Raw genomic sequence first — 18,856 nt, 5'->3', positions numbered from 1 at the left:
GGTGTACCTCCTTACAATCCTTGTTCAATTTGGGCCTTGACGTCATCAATGGCTATCGTTTTCTGTTCGCCATCTTCTAATCGCTTAATATTAGCTACGCCTTGTTCTACCTCTGACTCACCAATAACTATTGCATAAGACGCTTGGTAACGGTCAGCCGCTTTAAATTGGGCTTTCATTTTCTTATCTAAATAGTCTTGATCGACAATGAATCCCGCTTTTCTTAATTGGTAAACGAGTTTTGATCCTGCAAATTTGGCCTCATCGCCCATTGTAATCACATAACAATCCAGTTCGTCTTCGCTATTCAAATTAATACCTTCTGCTTCAAGAGCCATAATTAATCGCTCAATACTTAAAGCAAAACCGATACCGGAAATTTCCGGACCGCCAATATCTTGAATAAGCCCGTTGTAACGTCCGCCTCCAGATAAAGTTGTGATTGAACCAAAACCATCCGCTTCACTCATAATTTCAAATGCTGTATGTGTGTAATAATCCAAGCCACGCACTAATGCATCATCAACCACATAATCGATCCCCATCACATCTAAATGCTTTTTGACGTCATTGAAATACTGTTGAGAATAATCATTTAAGTAATCCAAGATTGACGGAGCATTCTGCATAGAAGGGTGATCTTGATCCACTTTACAATCTAATAATCGAAGTGGATTTTGTTCTAAACGCATCTGACAATCTGAACATAATTCATCTTCGTGTGGTTTGAAATGATCAACCAATGCTTGTCTATGAGCTTCGCGACTCTCATGGTCACCTAAGCTGTTCAAGACGAGTTTTAGCGATTTTAAACCGAGATCTTGATAACAATCCATCGCAAAAGCAATGACTTCTGCGTCGATTGCTGGATCAGCACTCCCAATCGCCTCAATTCCAAATTGTGTGAATTGGCGTGTACGGCCTTGTTGTGGGCGTTCGTAACGGAACATCGGCCCTAAATAATATAATTTAGTCGGCTGTTCAGGATTCCCGTGCATTTTATTTTGAACATAAGAACGTGCGACTGACGCGGTCCCTTCTGGACGTAGTGTTAAACTACGGCCTCCGCGATCGGTAAACGTGTACATCTCTTTTTGAACAATATCCGTTGTATCACCAACACCACGTTGGAATAATTCGGTTCGTTCAAACATTGGTGTGCGAATTTCGTGATAATGATAGCGTTCAGATAATTGTTTTAATGTATCTTCAATGATTTGCCAAGTTTTCGTTTGTTCTGGAAGTAAGTCTTCCGTCCCTCTAGGAATATGGATGTTCATATAAAGTCCCTCCTTAAGTTTTCCTTAATACGCATTAAATATAAAAAACGTCCCTATCAAATGATTATTTGATAGGGACGAGGTTCACCCGTGTTGCCACCCTGATTAAAGCATATTGTCATATGCTTTCGCTTCGTTAACATAACGCTTAATCGCGATCGTACTTACTAGACAAGTGTGGTTCAGCACGACACCTCCAGAATGTCTTTCATGAAATGAACGGATAGGTTTATTTTCAGCCACGATAAACCTTCTCTGCAATCGTTCGGTTTCCACTACTTTTTCCTTCGTCGGTTTTACTTATTAAGTTATATTATATTCCGTTGTTGATATTGTGATCCACTATCGGTGGACGCTTTCCGCGGGCACGGCTCGAGCCTCCTCGGAAGAAAAACGCTTCCTGCGGGGTCTCGAGACTCGTGCTGTTCCCGCAGGAGTCGCCACCTTCGTTTCTCACAATTCAACAACTCAGTGCTAAACTATTCTTAAATCAACACTATACTTTAACATAGCTACTTATTAAAATGTTTTTATTATCATATCCATATTTCATACGACTGTCAAGTTTATCATTCATTGGAGTCTATAATCAATGTTACTGGGCCATCATTTGTTAGGGAAACTTTCATATGTTCGCCGAAAGCTCCTGTTTCTACAGGCACTCCTAATGAACGAACTTTATCGTTAAATTGTTCATACAGCGTGTTTGCTTGTTCTGGTTTAGCTGCTTGCATAAAGCTTGGACGACGACCTTTCCTCGTATCACCGTAGAGAGTGAACTGCGAAATCGACAATATCTTTCCGCCTACATCTTTTAATGATAAATTCATCTTACCCGCTTCATCTTCAAAGATCCGTAAATTAGTCACTTTATCAGCGATATATTCAAGATCTTTTTCGGTATCTTCATGTGTGACCCCGAGTAAAACCACTAATCCAAAATCAATCTCACCTGTAATCGTTTGGTCCACTTCTACTTCTCCGTTTACAGTTCGTTGTACGACTGCTCTCATCTTTCTTCAGAACTCCTTATTGAATCGTTCGTTGGACAGTAAAGACATCTCTTATATGTTTTATTCGTTCAACAATTCGTTTTAAATGATCCACATTTTGAATTAAAATCGTTAAATTAATAGTAGCCATTTTATTCTTATCAGATTTTCCATTTACTGCCACAATATCCGTATTTGTTTCATTCACGACTTGTAAAATTTCATTTAATAAACCATTTCGATCGAATCCTGAGATTTCTAAATCAACACTATAATTCTTACGTTGACTGCTTACGTCTTCCCATTCAACTTCAATCAGCCTATTTTCGTCCTCATTTTTCATGTTTGGACAGTCTTCTCGGTGTACGGAAACACCACGACCTTTTGTAATAAAGCCGATAATGGGATCACCTGGTACAGGATTACAACATTTAGATAGTCGGACCATCAAGTTGTCCATACCTTTAACATTAACACCCATACCTGTGGTTTTTTTACGTTTCGATTCTACTTCTTGTTGGGCTTCCAAAATAGAGTTCTCTAGATCTTCAGCGCGCTCTTCTTTGACGATTTTTTCTGTTAATCGATTGACAGCCTGTTGAGTTGTTACCCCTTGATAACCAACAGCAGAATAGAGATCTTCTAATGAATTAATGTGTAATTTATCAACAGCATTTTGAATATTATCGTCAACTAATACTTCCTTAGGTGATAGACCTAAGTTCTTTAGTTCTTTTTCTATTAATTCTTTACCGCGTTCAACATTTTCTTCACGACGTTGTTTTTTGAAAAACTGTTTAATTTTATTCTTAGCTTGTGTTGTTTGCGTTATTTTCACCCAGTCTTCTGATGGGCCATATGAATGTTTCGAAGTCAGCATTTCAACGATGTCGCCTGTTTGTAGCTCATAATCTAAAGGTTCAATCTTCCCGTTCACTTTGGCGCCGACGGTTTTATTCCCCACTTCAGTATGGATTCGGAAAGCAAAATCTAGAGGTACGGAGCCACTCGGCAGCTCAATTACGTCACCGTTTGGCGTGAAAACATATACCATATCAGAGAAGAAATCAACTTTAAGAGATTCCATAAACTCTTCGGCATCATTCGTTTCATTCTGCCATTCAAGTATTTCGCGGAACCAAGCCAGTTGCTTCGACATATCTTCTTGTGTATTCGTAGTGCCTTCTTTATAAGCCCAATGCGCTGCGATACCATATTCAGCGATTTCATGCATTTCCTGCGTTCTGATTTGAACTTCTAACGGGTCACCTTTTGGTCCAATCACTGTTGTGTGAAGCGATTGGTAAAGGTTTGGTTTCGGCATTGCAATATAGTCTTTAAAACGTCCAGGCATTGGCTTCCAGCAAGTATGAATAATACCTAACACCGCGTAGCATTCTTTAATACTTTTCACAATGACGCGTACAGCTAAAAGGTCATAAATCTCATTAAAATCTTTTTTCTGATAAGCCATTTTTTTATAAATACTATAAATATGCTTTGGTCGTCCTGAAATCTCTGCTGTTATGCTGACATCCTGCAATTGATCTTGGATGTCATCAATGACCTGATCAATATAATAGACACGCTCATCCCGCTTCTGTTTCATCAAATTAACAATCCGATAATATTGTTGCGGATTAAGATAACGTAATGACACATCTTCTAATTCCCATTTGATTGTGGAAATACCAAGTCGATGAGCAAGAGGTGCAAAAATCTCTAGTGTTTCATTGGCAATGCGACGTTGCTTGTCCTCTGGGAGGTGATCAAGTGTGCGCATATTATGCAAGCGGTCTGCTAGTTTAATGAGAATCACACGAATATCCTTGGCCATCGCGATGAACATTTTACGGTGATTCTCGGCTTGCTGTTCTTCTTTGGATTTATATTTAATCTTACCTAATTTTGTTACACCTTCAACAAGTGATGCGACTTCTTCACCAAACTCTTCTGTCAAGTTTTCATACGTTGCTTCAGTGTCCTCTAATACATCATGCAAAAATCCGCTCGCAATCGTAGAAGGATCCATTTCCAACTCAATTAGAATGCCAGCGACTTGAACAGGGTGTGTAATATAAGGTTCTCCCGATTTACGAGTTTGTCCCTCATGTGCGTCTTTAGCGTATTCATAGGCAAGTCGAAGAAACGTCGTGTGTTCTTCATTTAAATAATGACTCGCTTCTTCAATGACTTCATCTATTGTTTTTTCTTCATGCTTAGCCATAACATCACCTAGGTGTAAAATAATTTGTCTTTATTATTTAGAATATAAGAGAAATTGTAAAGTAGAAAATCACGATTATACAATCACAAACGCTATAAAATAATAAAACTTGGCTGCCCGAAATGTGGGTCAGCCAAAATTTCTTTAATACTCCATTAATTTAAGTATATCATAGTCTTGTAATTTTTCACGACCGTTTAAGTAAGATAATTCGATAAGGAAAGCACAGCCAACGACATTACCACCAAGTTGTTCAACAAGATCTATTGTCGCTTGAACAGTGCCACCTGTCGCTAGTAAATCATCAACAAATAACACGCGTTGACCTGGCTTGATCGCATCTTTATGAATCGTTAAGACATCTGATCCATATTCCAAACCATAATCCATTTTAATCGTTTCGCGTGGTAATTTGCCTTCCTTACGAACAGGAGCAAATCCTACCTCAAGTGCATACGAAACGGGACAGCCCACAATAAAGCCGCGTGCTTCAGGTCCGACGATCACATCAACCTCTTGCTCTTTAGCATAAGCCACGATTTCATCTACAGCTGCTTTGAATGCAGGACCATTATCCATTAATGTAGTAATATCCTTGAATTTAATGCCTTCCTTCGGCCAATCCTCAACAATCGTTACATAGTCTTTAAAATTCATGTACAACTTCTCCTTCCATTTCGCGGGAATGAATTTTAGAATCAATCCATTCTTTCAAATCACGATAAGTTGAATAATATAAAATCTCATCTACTTTTACTGCGTCTAACTTACGTTGGTATGTGGTTGATTGATCAAGTGGTTTATATGAGACACTTTCTTGAAAGACAATCAAACCATTAGTTATTTTAACAAAATCTAAATCAAAAAACACGTCCAGCATGAAATCAAGTTTGTCAATTGACCAATTTTTAGCTTGGGCAAGCTGTGCTTTTTGCTCAGCAGTAATTTGTTTATGTTTTTTTAATAATCCGTATAGCTGTTTAAAGTCATCTCGTGTTGGAATGACCGATAAAAAATGTGATTGTTCTTGATGAAAACATAAATATACAGAACCGATATCGCCTTGTTTCAGTATGTCTTCAAAAGCTTGTAAATTTTGAGGTAAATCAAGACAGACGATATGCTTATGTTCACGATCGCTCTCATTTATTAACTGTTCATAATAAACAGCGCCGTCCATATCCAGTTTCATTTCATGATTGAAATAGACAAACAATGTTTCTTGATCATTCATTAATTGATGCTTAACTGTGTCTGGTAAAACTTTACCACGATAATCAAACAATTGCCATTCTTGACAACGAACATCTTTTAACTTGATTTGTAGTTTTCGGTGACCATTCCATTCATTCACTTCTATTTCACCAGCTACATCAATTTCAACACCTGGTGTCAATCTCTCTGCAATTTCACCTAGTTGAAAACCAATCATTTCGATCGAAACTTGATCTTTCGTGCCCATCATCTTAATATGATTCTGATTAGCTCCGATTCGCTTGATTTGAGATAAGGTGATATTAGAAACCTGAAAAATCGGCTTTTCGTTTTCCATTCCAAATGGTGCTAACAATTCAAGCTCTTTAGGAAAATTGAGATCGATTTCGGCCCAGTCAACGTCATCCTCAATCGGTAAAGTAGGGATATAATCTTCAGGGCTCATGACTTCCTGTGCTCGTTCATTAAAGGCTTCTCTTAGCAGACTGACTTGATTAAGATCCACTGTCATCCCAGCTGCTTGGGCATGTCCACCGAACTGTTTGAAATAATCTCTAATCTGCATTCCCTCTTGAAACAAGTCAAATGCTGGAATACTACGGCCACTTCCTTTAGCAATTCCCGATTCTGGGTCCTCGCCAAGAACAAGTGTCGGACGATAATATTTATTTACAATCCGTGATGCAACAATCCCTAAAACACCTGGATTCCATCCTTCACCTGATACAACTATAACGGAATCATCACGATAATAGTTTTCGATTTGTTCAAAAGCTTCTTCAGCTATTGCTTTAACGAGTTGTTGCCGTTCTTGATTCAATTGATCAATTTCTTTGGCCATATCTTCTGCCAGAACAGCATCTTCTTCTAGCAATAAATCAACAGCTAAGTCAGCATCTTGTAATCGTCCTACCGCATTTAATCTTGGCGCAATAACAAAACCGATATTCTCAGCGGTCAAATCCCCTTCTAGTTTCCCTAGTTGTTTTAATGCTTCAATGCCTGGTTGACACTCTTTAGATAAAATGGATAACCCTTGCTTGACGAGCAGACGATTTTCACCTCGTAAAGGAACAAGGTCTGCAACAGTTCCAATCGCGACATAGCTTGTCAACCATGTTGGGACTTCACCAATTAACGCATGGGCTAATTTAAAAGCAACGCCTACTCCGGCTAAATCATCAAACGGGTATTGTTCCGATAAATTAGGATGAATAATCGCAAATGCGTCGGGCATGGTATCTTGTGGTTCGTGGTGATCCGTAATAATTAGATCAATGCCTAATTCTTTTGCGACTGTCGCTTCATGAGGCGCTGCAATCCCATTGTCCACTGTAATAATAAGTGTACAACCAGATTCACCCAACATTCGAAAAGCCTCTTCATTGGGCCCATAGCCTTCTGAAAAGCGACTCGGAATATAATAATCAACAACAGCCCCTAACGACTGTAATGTTGACACTAAAACAGATGTTGATGTCACCCCATCTGCGTCATAGTCGCCATAAATAACAATCTGTTCACCTGTATCAATCGCCTGTTGAATGCGTTGAACCGTTTTATCCATATCTTCAAATAAAAATGGATTATGTAAATCATTTATGTTTGGGTATAAAAATTGCTGTGCCTGTTCATCAGTATAGATTCCTCGTTTTGCTAACATTCGTTTAATAACGGGGGAAACAGGCACATTCAATTGTGTTTGATTTTCAATATTATTTAATTGCCAGTTCATTTTACTCTCTAACATAACTTCACCCCTGACCCACTCATTATACAAGAGCTTGCCAGGGGTATCAATTGACGATTACGTGTCTATTTATTATTTTCTGTATTTGTATCTATATTTTCTGTGGTCTGATCAGACTCAAAGTCAGTACTTTCATGTTGAGTTTGCGATGATTCGTGCTCTGAATGAGTCTTAGCTTGTTTGAGTTGTCTTTGTAGTTGATAAATTTTTGCAAAACTACCACCAGCGACAACTAATGCACCTAAAAGAACCGATATTAAAATAACAAGAATTAATGGTGCTTCAGTTTGTGTAAACAGAAAATCGACGGGCACTGATTCCACATTAATAACTGCAAAAATCGCAATGATTAGCGTGAAAATAATCGATAAAATAATCATCGTTTGTTGTTTCATATAATCTCTCCTATTCCAGAATAGTATTTGTTATTTTATTCCCTTTAACAATATTTTGTAATCTTCAAGCGAAATAAAAAGATGACAGACTTTGGATCTGCCATCTTTTAATCACATTATACTTGTGGTCCTTCTTGTTTTTTCTTCTTGCGGTAATCAATTGGCTTATCTTTGATATTTCGACCACGAGTTACAAGCCATAATTGAGCACCCAAGAATAATGATGAGTACGTACCAGCAATTAACCCTACAATTAAGGCGAACGAGAAGTAGGTAATGGCTTGTGCGCCGAATACAAACAGCATGACAGCAGCAAACACAACCGTAATAACGGTGTTAAAGCTACGTGCTAATGTTTGCATCAAGCTCTTATTAACAATGGAGGCTAATTGGCTGAATGATTTCACCCGTTGTTCTAATCTTAGATTTTCACGTATTCGGTCATAGGTGACAATCGTATCATTGACCGAATAACCTACAATGGTCAGTATCGCAGCTATAATCGTGACATCAAACTCAAATTGGAAGATACTGAACAATGCTAAAATAAAGAACGCATCATGTAGCAATGCTAAAATAGCCGTGATGGCAAAGAACATTTCGAATCGGAATGTGACATAGATGATAATCGCAATAGATGCATATAAAACTGCATAAATAGCATTCATTGCCAGTTCTCTTCCGATTTGTGGTGTCACTGTACTCACACTCGGTTCGTTACCATATTGTTCTGTGAAATGATTGTTAACTTCTGCAATTTGATCCTGATCCAATACCTTATCAAAACGCGCCATGGCCATATCATTCTCATCACCAGCCATCACAACTTGTATTGGATTTAAGCCAAGTGAATCAAATTCTGATTCGACCTCTTCCGTTGTTAACGTATCATCTGATAAGACTTGTACACGCGAACCACTTTCAAAATCAATGCCTAGGTTTAACCCAGCTGTCATTAAAAAGATGGCACCGGCTGTAATCAGAGCTATAGATATACCGAAAAACTTCTTCCGGTGTTTAACAAAATCAAATGTTTTACCAAATACATGCGGCTCAACTTCTTCACCTTCAGATATATCCTTAATTTCTTCTGGTTTAACCCCGAATAATTTCGGCTTATTATTAAGGGCTTTACTATTGACCCAAAGATTTAACAACAGACGAGTTAAATACACGGCTGTTATAAAGCTTAAAACAATACTAATGATTAACATTGTCGCAAAGCCTTTAACTGAACTCGTCCCGAAGATAAAGAGTACAGTTGCGGCAATAATGGTTGTGACGTTAGCGTCTAAAATGGTGGCTAGCGACCGTTTATTACCTGCTTTAAAAGCTGATTTTAAGGTTTTACCTGCTTTTAATTCTTCTTTAATTCTCTCAAAGGTGATTATATTCGCATCGACAGCCATACCAACACCTAACACTAAGGCCGCTATGCCTGGTAATGTTAATACACCATTAATCAAGTTAAAGACTAATAAAATAAGATAAATATAAACACTTAACGTTACCGCAGAAATAATACCAGGGAAACGATAATAACCTATGATATAAAGAAGGATTAATAGGACACCTAAGGCACCTGCAATAACCGTCTTATCTAAGGCTTGTTCACCAAATTGAGCACCCACAGAGACTGAATATACTTCATTCAAATCAGCCGGTAATGAGCCAGCATTTAATAAATCTGCTAACTGTTTGGCTTCTTCAATCGTGAAGTTACCCTCAATCATCACATCATTGCCTGGAATTGGCTGCTGAACACGGGGTGCAGACAAGTATTTCGGATCTTCTTTCTGCCTTTCTTCAGAGAAAGAATCACCTTCTTCATAATCGAGCCAAATCACAAGTAGATTCTCTCCACGTGGTTTAGCTGCAACTTCTTCAGTTACATCACGAAAGTTTTCGTATTCACTATCTTCGAATTGACGCTTTGTCTCTAATGTGACAATCGGTTGATTAGTTTCACTGAAGTCTTGTGAAGCACTATTTCCAACTAATTGATTACCGTCGAAGTAGAGCTCATCATCAACACCACGAAACGAAATACTAGCGGTAGTTGAGAGCAATTCTCTTGCTTCGTTTTGATCACTTACACCTGCTAGCTGAACACGAATCCGATTATCCCCTTCAATATTAATCGAAGGCTCATTAACGCCTAATACGTCAACACGTTGGTACAAGCTCTCTACCACGGCATCGAGCGTGTCATCAGTTACTTCGTCCCCCTCGTTTAATGGTTCCACTTCATATAGAACTTCAAAACCACCTTGTAAGTCTAAACCAAGGGGAATGTCTTTCGTTATTGAAGTTGTCGTGGTTCCAATAATTGTTCCTAATAATATTACAATTAAAAAGAACCCGACTATTCTACCCTTCCTTTTCATTTTTCTCGTATCCTCCTTTTATCAATCCAACGCTTACTCTTTATTTAGTTTGTTCAGGTTCTCCATTTGTTAAGGCTTCTATATTTTCCATTAAATCGCCTGTGTCTTTTTGAGCTTGTACTGTTAAATAACTCATAAATAATTGATCACTCATATGTAAAATGTCTTGTACAACTTGATGTAACGTTACTTCTTTATTTTTACGCCAAACTTTTTGATTCAGGCAAACCCATACATCTTCATGTGTTACGTCATCATACCCTAGTAGCGTTAATTCATCTACTTTACTTTGAATGACATGATCTAATTCAGGGCGCCACGTTTCTACGTGTTTTTTTATCGGTTCCACTAAGAACCCTCCTCAATTCCCATTAAACATAATAAATCTCGCTTTATATTTTAAAGGTGCTGTCACAATCAATACCTAACTAATCGAAAAACTTACACACGTTTAACATGTTATACGAATAGACAAGCATATAAATTATTGTATCGGAATTTCTTATGTTTGAGAAGGTAGGTATTCAAATTGTCTAAACAGACTTTCATAAAAGGTGCTTTAATTTTAATGGTAGCAGGCATGATCAGTCGATTATTAGGCTTCATCAACCGCATTGTGTTGGCACGCATGCTTGGTGATGAAGGTGTCGGCATTTATATGCTCACACTACCTGCTTTATTTTTTGTCATTACATTATCACAAATTGGGATACCTGTTGCGGTCTCAAAATTAGTCGCTGAAGCTGAAACAAACCAACAATATGATAAGATTAGAAAAATTGTCTCTCTCTCTTTAATCATTACTGTCTCCTTAAGCATTGTTCTAACACTATTATTAGTTGCTTTTGCACCCTATATTTCAACCTACCTCATCTTAGATGAGCGCACACATCTATCGCTTCTTGCGATCAGTCCTATTATTATAATTATTGCTATTTCTGCTGTATTACGTGGCTATTTTCAAGGATTACAAAATATGAAACCCCAAGCCATTGCCCAAGTCATTGAACAAATCATCAGAATTGTCTTTGTTTTCATTCTTGTTAGATTAACATTGCCTTATGGATTGGAAGCCGCTTCTGCTGGAGCTATGGTATCAGTCGTTATTGGTGAATTTGGTTCACTATTATACATTTATTATTGTTATAAGCGAAACAAGCAAGACATTTTCGGCAAAACTGTCAACACAGCACATTATAAGATGAAACAGCTTTATAAACGAATTCTCGATATTGCTTTACCAACAGCTGGGACACGTATCATCGGATCCATCACCTATTTCTTAGAGCCCATATTCGTGTCACACACCTTAATTATTGCAGGCTATACCATTAGCGAAAGTACCAGTTTGTACGGGCAGTTAACAGGCTATATTATGCCCTTATTACTATTACCGACATTTATTACGCATTCACTATCTGTGGCTTTAATTCCTTCGATTAGCGAGGCTCATGCATTAAATCATATGCAAACCGTTCATTATCGAATTAGACAAGCTATTCGATTGTCATTTGCTTCAGGTGGTATTGCAACTGTCGTTTTTGTGTTATTAGCATCAACTCTGCTTCATTTGATGTATGATACAGAAGCAAGCGCTGATATGTTGACCTTTATGGCACCGTTTTTCTTATTACTATATATCCAAGCCCCTCTTCAAGCTACGTTACAAGCTTTAGAGTATGCCAAACAAGCAATGATTAATAGTTTAATTGGCGCCATAGTAAAATTAAGTACGTTATGGTTACTGGCTACCCAACCTTCATTTGGAATTGATGGGGTCATGCTTTCCATCATCATTGGTGTCATAGTCGTAACCTTTTTACATATTATTTCTTTGTATAAACTCATACACTTTACGATTCCACTATCATTGATCTTAAAAATGCTAGGCCTTATTTCAGTGTTAATCTTAATTGGTCAACCTATATTATCATTTCTAAGTCACTTACAACCATTGTGGTATGCGATCACTTCGTTAGGATTTCTTTGTATCATCTACTTACTTGGATTGATTTTGCTTCGCATTGTCTCTAAAGATGAATGGGATCAACTTAGAGCTGGACGGTTCTAATCAACTGATTGCAAATCAATGTGTATAGAGCCATCTTGTTGAATTTGAGCAAATGAAATTTTATCAATTTGCTCGATCCCATGATGTTTCAATTGTTTTAAGATATCTTCTTTCGTCACTTGATGTTGATCTAAAGCCTTTTCTTGCCACTTTCCATCCAAGATAACGGGCTCAAAATAGTTTAATGGTTGATCATCACGTGTAAACACAGAGAGCTTGCCACTTGTTTCCAAAATGGCAAGCTCTACTTCTTTTAGATTCACGGCACCTTTTTCTCTTAATTGGACCATCAAGTCATCTAGATTATATCTTTGTTTTTTCATAACTTCTTCATCAATTTTGCCATGTCTAATGATAATCGATGGCTGCCCATCTAGCAAAGAGCGCACACGGTGATTTTTTAATGACAACCAAGCTGTCACTCGCTGGATTACAAATAAGACGAGCATGGGGGTTAAGAGGACTAAAAATGAATCATCAGTCCGCTCAATCGATAAAATACCGATCTCAGCAAGCATAATGAAGATGACCAAATCCATCACACTTAATTCCCCGATCTCGCGCTTACCCATAAATCGAAAAAGTAAATAAATCGCTATATAAACCCCAATCGTACGTATAACTAATAAAATAATTTCTTCTACCATAATCTTCAACTCCAAAAGTCTATCCATAGTTAGGATGAGCCTTTGGAGTTGTAAATATACGGTCTAAAAATACCGAATATACAGATAACCTGATGCGATTAATAACGATAATAACACCACTGTAAAGCCATAAATCATATATTTTAAAAACGGAATACGAACGCCATTCGTACTCGCAATACCTGCTACTACAACGTTAGCTGAAGCGCCTAAAAGTGTACTATTCCCCCCTAAGCATGCCCCTAATGCTAAAGCCCACCACATGGGATCTGTTGCTTGCATCCCGAATTCTTCTAATTCTAATAATACTTGAATCATTGAAGCGACATAAGGGATATTATCAAGAAATCCTGATAACAATCCAGCAGACCAAAGGATCGCATAGGAAGATTTAAAACTTTCACCATCTGTAAGCGACATAAACATAACAGCTATATGATCTATAACACCTGTCTGTTCTAGGCCTCCTACCAAAATAAATAAACCAATAAAGAAGAACAATGTCGTCCATTCTATCTTTGAAAAAACAATATCAGTCAAACTATCCTTTTCTGATAGCAATAACAATAATAAAGCACTAACTAACGCTATAGTTGTTAATTCTACATGCAAAAGCCCATGGAACATAAAGGCGATAATCGTTATACATAAAATACTGACCGATTGGTATAATAGCGGAGTATGTTTTAGGGCAGATTTGGGGTCGACATTGCTTATTGAACGATTATTTTCAGTATTAGCCTGCTTTAATGAACGATTAAAGAACAGAAATAATAGACCCATTGTCATTAAGAATATAATCACAACGACTGGGGCTAAATGCACAATAAATGACATAAAGGTTAAATGTTCTACGGCTTGTCCAATCATAATATTAGGCGGATCCCCAATCATAGTAGCTGTACCACCAATATTAGAAGAAATAATCACCATAACAAGGTATGGAAAAGCCGGCAAATTCAATTCTCGAATCATATGAATCAATATCGGTACAAATAATAAAACCGTTGTGACGTTATCTAATAACGCTGAGCCGACTGCTGTAAGGACAGCTACCCAAAAAAATAGTGCATAAGGCCGCTCACCAATCCGTTTAATTAACCATAAAGCTATAAACTCAAAGATGCCTGTACGTTGTGTGATTGTGATTAGCACCATCATAGAAAACAAGAGCACAATGGTACTCCAATCAACATAACTAGTCATCGCATCGTCAATCGTGAATATATCAAAAACAATTAATAATGCCGCACCACATAATGCGACTAGAGCTCGATTTATTTTCTCTAACAATAAGAAAAGATAACTTATTGCAAAAATAGCGATAGCAATAATGGCTTCCACACTGATTACCCCTTTTCGACTAACCTAATCCATTCATACGTCTTTTTTAATCTATTCATGCATAGTTTAAAGTAAGACAAGCAAAAGTTTAGAAAAGGGTGTGGTGACATTGAATCAACGTTTGAAGGCAGTGTTACTAGGTGTGTTGTCCATTTACGCATTAATGATTACGGTAAGTTTTGTGTTAGCTTTACTCATTCGATTTGATTGGCTTAATACTGATCAACTTAGTTGGTTACCGTTTATTATTAGTACGCTCATTGTGATGATTGGTGGGGGGATCAGTGGCTATTTAACCGAACAAAAAGGTTGGTTATCTGGACTACTTGTTAGTAGTTTGTACATAATCAGTTTAATTGGTTATCAGTTTCTAGCCCACGATACTGGCGTTTATTCAGGACAGTGGTTACATTTCGTTATATTTATTATTGCAACGATTATTGGTAGTATTTTAGGGGTACAATTACGTGGCCAATCTAATGATACTTAACCCGAAATCCTACCTAATTATATTTCAGTCATTTAATTAGGATATAGTTTCAGAGGTATTAAATAATGGCTTTATCAAAGTCCGTTGTTGATATTGTGATCCGCTATCGGTGGACGCTTTCCGCAGGCACGGCTCGAGCCTCCTCGGCCCAAATGCGTGGCCTGTGGGGTCTCGAGACTCGTGCTGTTCCTGTGACGACCTGGATGGTCTAATGTCGACGTCGGTCACAGGACGTGACCGCACTTAGTCGACCAGGAGTCGCCACCTTCGCTTCTCACAATTCAACAACTAAGTACTACATCATTTTAAAAATAAACATTAAATTTTATCAAAGCTTGAATAATAAAAAGCCGCTTCGAGTTCATTGACTCAAAGCGGCTTATTATTATGCTTTCTTTTCACGAACTGATGAACGATCATATGTAAGCTTCTGACCTTCATTAACTTCTAATACAATCGTACCTTCGTCTAAAGCGTGCACTGTAGCGTGAAGACCACCAATAGTGATAATCTCATCGCCTTTTTCTAAGTTGTTTTGCATTTCTGTTACTTGTTTTTGACGTTTTTGTTGTGGTCTAATCAAAATAAACCAAAACAATGCAATAAACAAGACAATCGGAAGAATTGCACCAATAATATCCATTCTTTCACCCCTCCTTTCTAGAAGTTTTTAGCATTGGGTTCATTAAAACCATATTGTTCAAAAAATGCATCGCGAAAATCTCCTAAGCGATCTTCTCGAATCGCATTTCTAACTTCATCCATCAATTTTACCAAAAAGTATAAGTTATGATAAGTCGTAAGCCTAATACCTAAAGTTTCATTCGCCTTAATCAAATGACGAATATAAGCTCTAGTATAATTACGGCAAGTATAACAATCACAGTTCTCATCGATCGGTGTGAAATCACGAGCATATTTAGCATTTCGAACAGTCAATCGTCCATTAGATGTCATACAAGTTCCATTTCGTGCAATACGTGTTGGTAAGACACAGTCAAACATGTCCACACCACGCATAGCCCCGTCCACTAAGGAATCAGGTGACCCTACCCCCATTAAATAACGAGGTTTGTTATCGGGTAATAATGGTGTTGTATAATCTAGCATGCGATTCATGACATCTTTTGGCTCACCTACAGATAGACCACCTATGGCATAGCCAGGAAAATCTAAACTCGTTAAATCTTTGGCACTTTGTTTACGGAGTTCTTCATATTCCCCACCTTGGATAATGCCAAACAACCCTTGCTCACTAGGCTTTTGGTGAGCTTCTAAACAACGTTCTGCCCAACGGCTTGTCCGTTCAACTGATGATTTCATATAATCATAGGATGCTGGGTAAGGTGGGCACTCATCAAACGCCATCATAATATCAGAACCAAGCGAATTCTGAATATGCATTGCTTTTTCAGGTGACAAGAATAACTTTGCACCACTTATATGGTTACGAAAGTGTACACCTTCTTCTTCAATTTGACGCATATCGCTCAAACTAAACACTTGAAATCCGCCAGAATCAGTTAAAATGGACCCATCCCAGTTCATGAACTGATGTAATCCACCTGCTTCTTCAACAATATCTTCTCCAGGTCTTAACCACAAGTGATACGTATTTGAGAGTATTATATTCGCACCAATCGATTTTAATTCTTCTGGTGCCATCGTTTTAACTGTTGCAAGTGTTCCTACAGGCATGAACGTTGGGGTGTCAAATGATCCATGTGGTGTATGAACTCTTCCTAATCTGGCACCTGTTTGTTTACACGTTTTAAACAACTCATAAGTAATGGCCATGGTCACGTCTCCTAATCTTTATAATATGATCATCGCATCGCCGAAACTAAAGAAACGATATCTTTCTCGAATCGCTTCATGATAAGCATGCATGATAAAATTCTGATTCGCAAAAGCACTAACCAACATAATCAATGTTGATTTAGGCAAATGAAAGTTTGTAATTAGACCATCAACGGCCTGAAACTGATACGGAGGATAGATAAAGATATCTGTCCAACCCGAAGCTGCTTTTAATTCGCCATGATCGCGCATAACTGTTTCTAACGTTCTGATTGACGTCGTCCCAACAGCAATAACGCGACCACCGTTTTCCTTCGTTGCTTTTAGTTGTTCAGCCGATTCTTGAGATAAATGATAATACTCTGCATGCATGTCGTGTTCTTCTACGTTATCGACTTGAACAGGTCTAAACGTCCCTAGCCCTACATGTAACGTCAGATAAACTATATTAATCCCTTGCTCACGAATCTTGTTCAATAAATCCTCAGTGAAATGTAATCCTGCTGTTGGAGCTGCAGCCGAACCAGGATCTTCAGCATACACTGTCTGATAACGCTCTTGATCATCTAATTGTTCTTTAATGTAAGGCGGTAAAGGCATTTCACCAAGTTCATTAAGTACTTCTAAGAAGATGCCCTCATAGTCAAATTCGACAATTTTACCGCCTTGGTCGAGTGTTTCAACACAGGTTGCTGTTAATAAGCCATCACCAAATTGAATAGTGGTACCTTCTTTAAATTTCTTAGCTGGTTTTGCTAATACTTCCCAGCGATTTCCTTCAATTTGATGTAATAATAATAATTCGATACTAGCTCCTGTTTCTTCTTTCGTTCCTAATAAACGAGCAGGTAATACTTTAGTATTATTGAGAACCAGACTATCACCTGGTTGTAAGTATTCCAATAGATCAGAAAAGGTTCGATGTTCAATCGATTCATCTTCACGATTTAACACCATCAAATTAGAAGCCGCTCGGTCTTTTAATGGTGTTTGAGCAATTAGTTCTTCAGGTAAATCAAAATCGAAATCTTCTATTTTCATTGTTTCTACACGTCCCTTTATTTAAACCTTCCAATAATCATGAAAATCACACTTAAAATGATACTGACAACAATTGAAGTTACGATCGGAAAATAAAACGTTGTGTTACCTGTTTTAATCGTAATATCTCCAGGTAACTTACCGATAAAACTCCATATCAAGCCAATCATAATAAATAGTACGCCTATTAAGATAAAGAACTTGCCAAAACCAGTCAAGTTTCACGAACCTCCCGATTAAAATGATCATATGCTTTATGCGTTGCCACTCGACCTCTCGGTGTACGTTGAACATATCCTTGTTGAAGTAAAAATGGTTCATAGACATCTTCAATCGTTTGAGACTCTTCTCCAATAGTAGCAGACAATGTATCTAAACCAACGGGACCACCTTTGAACTGGTCAATGATACTGAGTAAGTATTTATGGTCGATATGGTCTAAACCTGATGCGTCTACCTGTAACATATTTAACGCTTTATTAGCACTATCAATCGATATGATAGGTTCACGGTTCACTTGGGCCAAATCTCGAACACGTTTTAATAAACGATTAGCTATTCTTGGGGTTCCACGCGAACGTGAGGCGATCTCTTCGGTTGCTTGTTGATCAATATCGAATTCAAAAACAGATGCTGTTCTTTCGATTATCGAACAGAGATCTGTCACTTGATAAAATTCGAGACGACTGAGGACGCCAAAACGGTCGCGTAAAGGAGCTGATAATAGCCCAGCCCTTGTGGTAGCACCTACAAGAGTAAAAGGAGGTAAGTCTAACCTTACTGACCGCGCTGCATCCCCCTGACCTATCACAATGTCGAGTACAAAATCCTCCATGGCAGGATATAATACTTCTTCAACTGAACGCGGTAGACGATGGATTTCGTCAATAAACAAGACGTCCCCTGCCTCTAACGAGGATAGAATAGCTGCTAAATCACCAGCTCTTTCAATCGCTGGGCCAGATGTCGTCCGAAATTGCACACCCATTTCTTCTGCAATAATCGCAGCTAATGTCGTCTTACCAAGTCCAGGTGGTCCGTATAGTAAGACATGATCTAATGGCTCCTCACGCATTTTAGCCGCTTCGATAAATATTTTTAAGTTTTCTTTTGTTTTATCTTGTCCTATATATTGCCTCAGTGTTGACGGACGTAAACTTTGTTCGACTTGTACATCTTCCCACTGAGCTTCACTTGAAACCATTCGTTCATCCATT

General features: G+C 38.0%; 17 protein-coding genes and 1 other annotated feature. Of the genes, 2 read left to right on the top strand and 15 right to left on the bottom strand.

What is annotated here, in order from left to right; translation table 11 throughout:
* Window positions 1–11: 11 nt before the first annotated feature.
* The 8 genes from hisS to FHR85_RS03100 form a co-directional block, all read right to left on the bottom strand.
* Window positions 12–1,280, bottom strand: a complete 1,269-nt coding sequence (gene hisS, locus FHR85_RS03135; protein ID WP_167260987.1) for a histidine--tRNA ligase — start codon at window positions 1,278–1,280, stop codon at window positions 12–14.
* A gap of 70 nt (window positions 1,281–1,350) precedes the next feature.
* Window positions 1,351–1,580: a binding site (T-box leader), on the bottom strand.
* 269 nt (window positions 1,581–1,849) lie between these two features.
* Window positions 1,850–2,293, bottom strand: a complete 444-nt coding sequence (dtd, locus tag FHR85_RS03130) for a D-aminoacyl-tRNA deacylase (RefSeq protein WP_167260985.1) — start codon at window positions 2,291–2,293, stop codon at window positions 1,850–1,852.
* Window positions 2,294–2,309: 16 nt separating this feature from the next.
* Complete coding sequence (locus FHR85_RS03125; RefSeq protein ID WP_167260983.1) at window positions 2,310–4,499, bottom strand: RelA/SpoT family protein; 2,190 nt, start codon at window positions 4,497–4,499, stop codon at window positions 2,310–2,312.
* Between the two features lie 144 nt (window positions 4,500–4,643).
* Window positions 4,644–5,156, bottom strand: coding sequence for an adenine phosphoribosyltransferase (locus FHR85_RS03120; protein WP_167260981.1), 513 nt, complete (start codon window positions 5,154–5,156; stop codon window positions 4,644–4,646).
* A complete protein-coding gene (recJ, locus tag FHR85_RS03115; RefSeq protein ID WP_167260979.1) occupies window positions 5,146–7,464 on the bottom strand; it encodes a single-stranded-DNA-specific exonuclease RecJ in 2,319 nt (772 codons plus the stop codon). The genes FHR85_RS03120 and recJ overlap by 11 nt, the downstream gene beginning before the upstream one ends.
* Before the next feature lie 65 nt (window positions 7,465–7,529).
* Window positions 7,530–7,859, bottom strand: a complete 330-nt coding sequence (locus tag FHR85_RS03110) for a LapA family protein (RefSeq protein ID WP_167260977.1) — start codon at window positions 7,857–7,859, stop codon at window positions 7,530–7,532.
* Window positions 7,860–7,975: 116 nt separating this feature from the next.
* Entirely contained in the window at window positions 7,976–10,246 is a 2,271-nt protein-coding gene (gene secDF / locus FHR85_RS03105; protein ID WP_167260975.1) for a protein translocase subunit SecDF, read from the bottom strand.
* Between the two features lie 40 nt (window positions 10,247–10,286).
* Complete coding sequence (locus tag FHR85_RS03100; protein WP_167260973.1) at window positions 10,287–10,595, bottom strand: post-transcriptional regulator; 309 nt, start codon at window positions 10,593–10,595, stop codon at window positions 10,287–10,289.
* 180 nt (window positions 10,596–10,775) lie between these two features.
* Here FHR85_RS03100 and spoVB point away from each other — a divergent pair, with 180 nt between their 5' ends.
* Entirely contained in the window at window positions 10,776–12,317 is a 1,542-nt protein-coding gene (spoVB, locus tag FHR85_RS03095; RefSeq protein ID WP_167260971.1) for a stage V sporulation protein B, read from the top strand.
* On the opposite strand, the gene FHR85_RS03090 is transcribed toward spoVB, so the two are convergent.
* On the bottom strand, window positions 12,314–12,964 hold the full coding sequence (locus tag FHR85_RS03090; protein ID WP_167260969.1) for a DUF421 domain-containing protein: 651 nt from the start codon (window positions 12,962–12,964) through the stop codon (window positions 12,314–12,316). The two genes, spoVB and FHR85_RS03090, sit on opposite strands and share 4 nt — an antisense overlap.
* Window positions 12,965–13,027: 63 nt before the next feature.
* The gene (locus FHR85_RS03085) at window positions 13,028–14,308 is read right to left on the bottom strand and encodes a sodium:proton antiporter (RefSeq protein WP_167260967.1); all 1,281 of its coding nucleotides are present in this window, start codon (window positions 14,306–14,308) and stop codon (window positions 13,028–13,030) included.
* 109 nt (window positions 14,309–14,417) lie between these two features.
* Here FHR85_RS03085 and FHR85_RS03080 point away from each other — a divergent pair, with 109 nt between their 5' ends.
* Window positions 14,418–14,798: a TIGR04086 family membrane protein gene (locus FHR85_RS03080; RefSeq protein WP_167260965.1), complete on the top strand. Its 381-nt coding sequence runs from the start codon at window positions 14,418–14,420 to the stop codon at window positions 14,796–14,798.
* Between the two features lie 385 nt (window positions 14,799–15,183).
* On the opposite strand, the gene yajC is transcribed toward FHR85_RS03080, so the two are convergent.
* The 5 genes from yajC to ruvB are packed head-to-tail and all read right to left on the bottom strand — an operon-like array spanning window position 15,184 to window position 18,855.
* Complete coding sequence (gene yajC / locus FHR85_RS03075) at window positions 15,184–15,441, bottom strand: preprotein translocase subunit YajC (protein WP_167260963.1); 258 nt, start codon at window positions 15,439–15,441, stop codon at window positions 15,184–15,186.
* Window positions 15,442–15,458: 17 nt separating this feature from the next.
* On the bottom strand, window positions 15,459–16,595 hold the full coding sequence (tgt, locus tag FHR85_RS03070; protein WP_167260961.1) for a tRNA guanosine(34) transglycosylase Tgt: 1,137 nt from the start codon (window positions 16,593–16,595) through the stop codon (window positions 15,459–15,461).
* A gap of 18 nt (window positions 16,596–16,613) precedes the next feature.
* The gene (gene queA, locus FHR85_RS03065; RefSeq protein WP_167260959.1) at window positions 16,614–17,639 is read right to left on the bottom strand and encodes a tRNA preQ1(34) S-adenosylmethionine ribosyltransferase-isomerase QueA; all 1,026 of its coding nucleotides are present in this window, start codon (window positions 17,637–17,639) and stop codon (window positions 16,614–16,616) included.
* 17 nt (window positions 17,640–17,656) lie between these two features.
* The gene (locus tag FHR85_RS03060; protein ID WP_167260957.1) at window positions 17,657–17,857 is read right to left on the bottom strand and encodes a DUF2905 domain-containing protein; all 201 of its coding nucleotides are present in this window, start codon (window positions 17,855–17,857) and stop codon (window positions 17,657–17,659) included.
* The gene (gene ruvB, locus FHR85_RS03055; protein ID WP_167260955.1) at window positions 17,854–18,855 is read right to left on the bottom strand and encodes a Holliday junction branch migration DNA helicase RuvB; all 1,002 of its coding nucleotides are present in this window, start codon (window positions 18,853–18,855) and stop codon (window positions 17,854–17,856) included. Before ruvB ends, FHR85_RS03060 begins: the two co-directional genes overlap by 4 nt.
* Window position 18,856: the final 1 nt, after the last annotated feature.

This window comes from Alkalibacillus almallahensis (assembly GCF_011761495.1).
GTDB classification, from domain to species: domain Bacteria; phylum Bacillota; class Bacilli; order Bacillales; family Alkalibacillaceae; genus Alkalibacillus; species Alkalibacillus almallahensis.
Note: the sequence above shows the minus strand (reverse complement) of the source record. Positions and strands in the feature narration are given on the sequence as shown.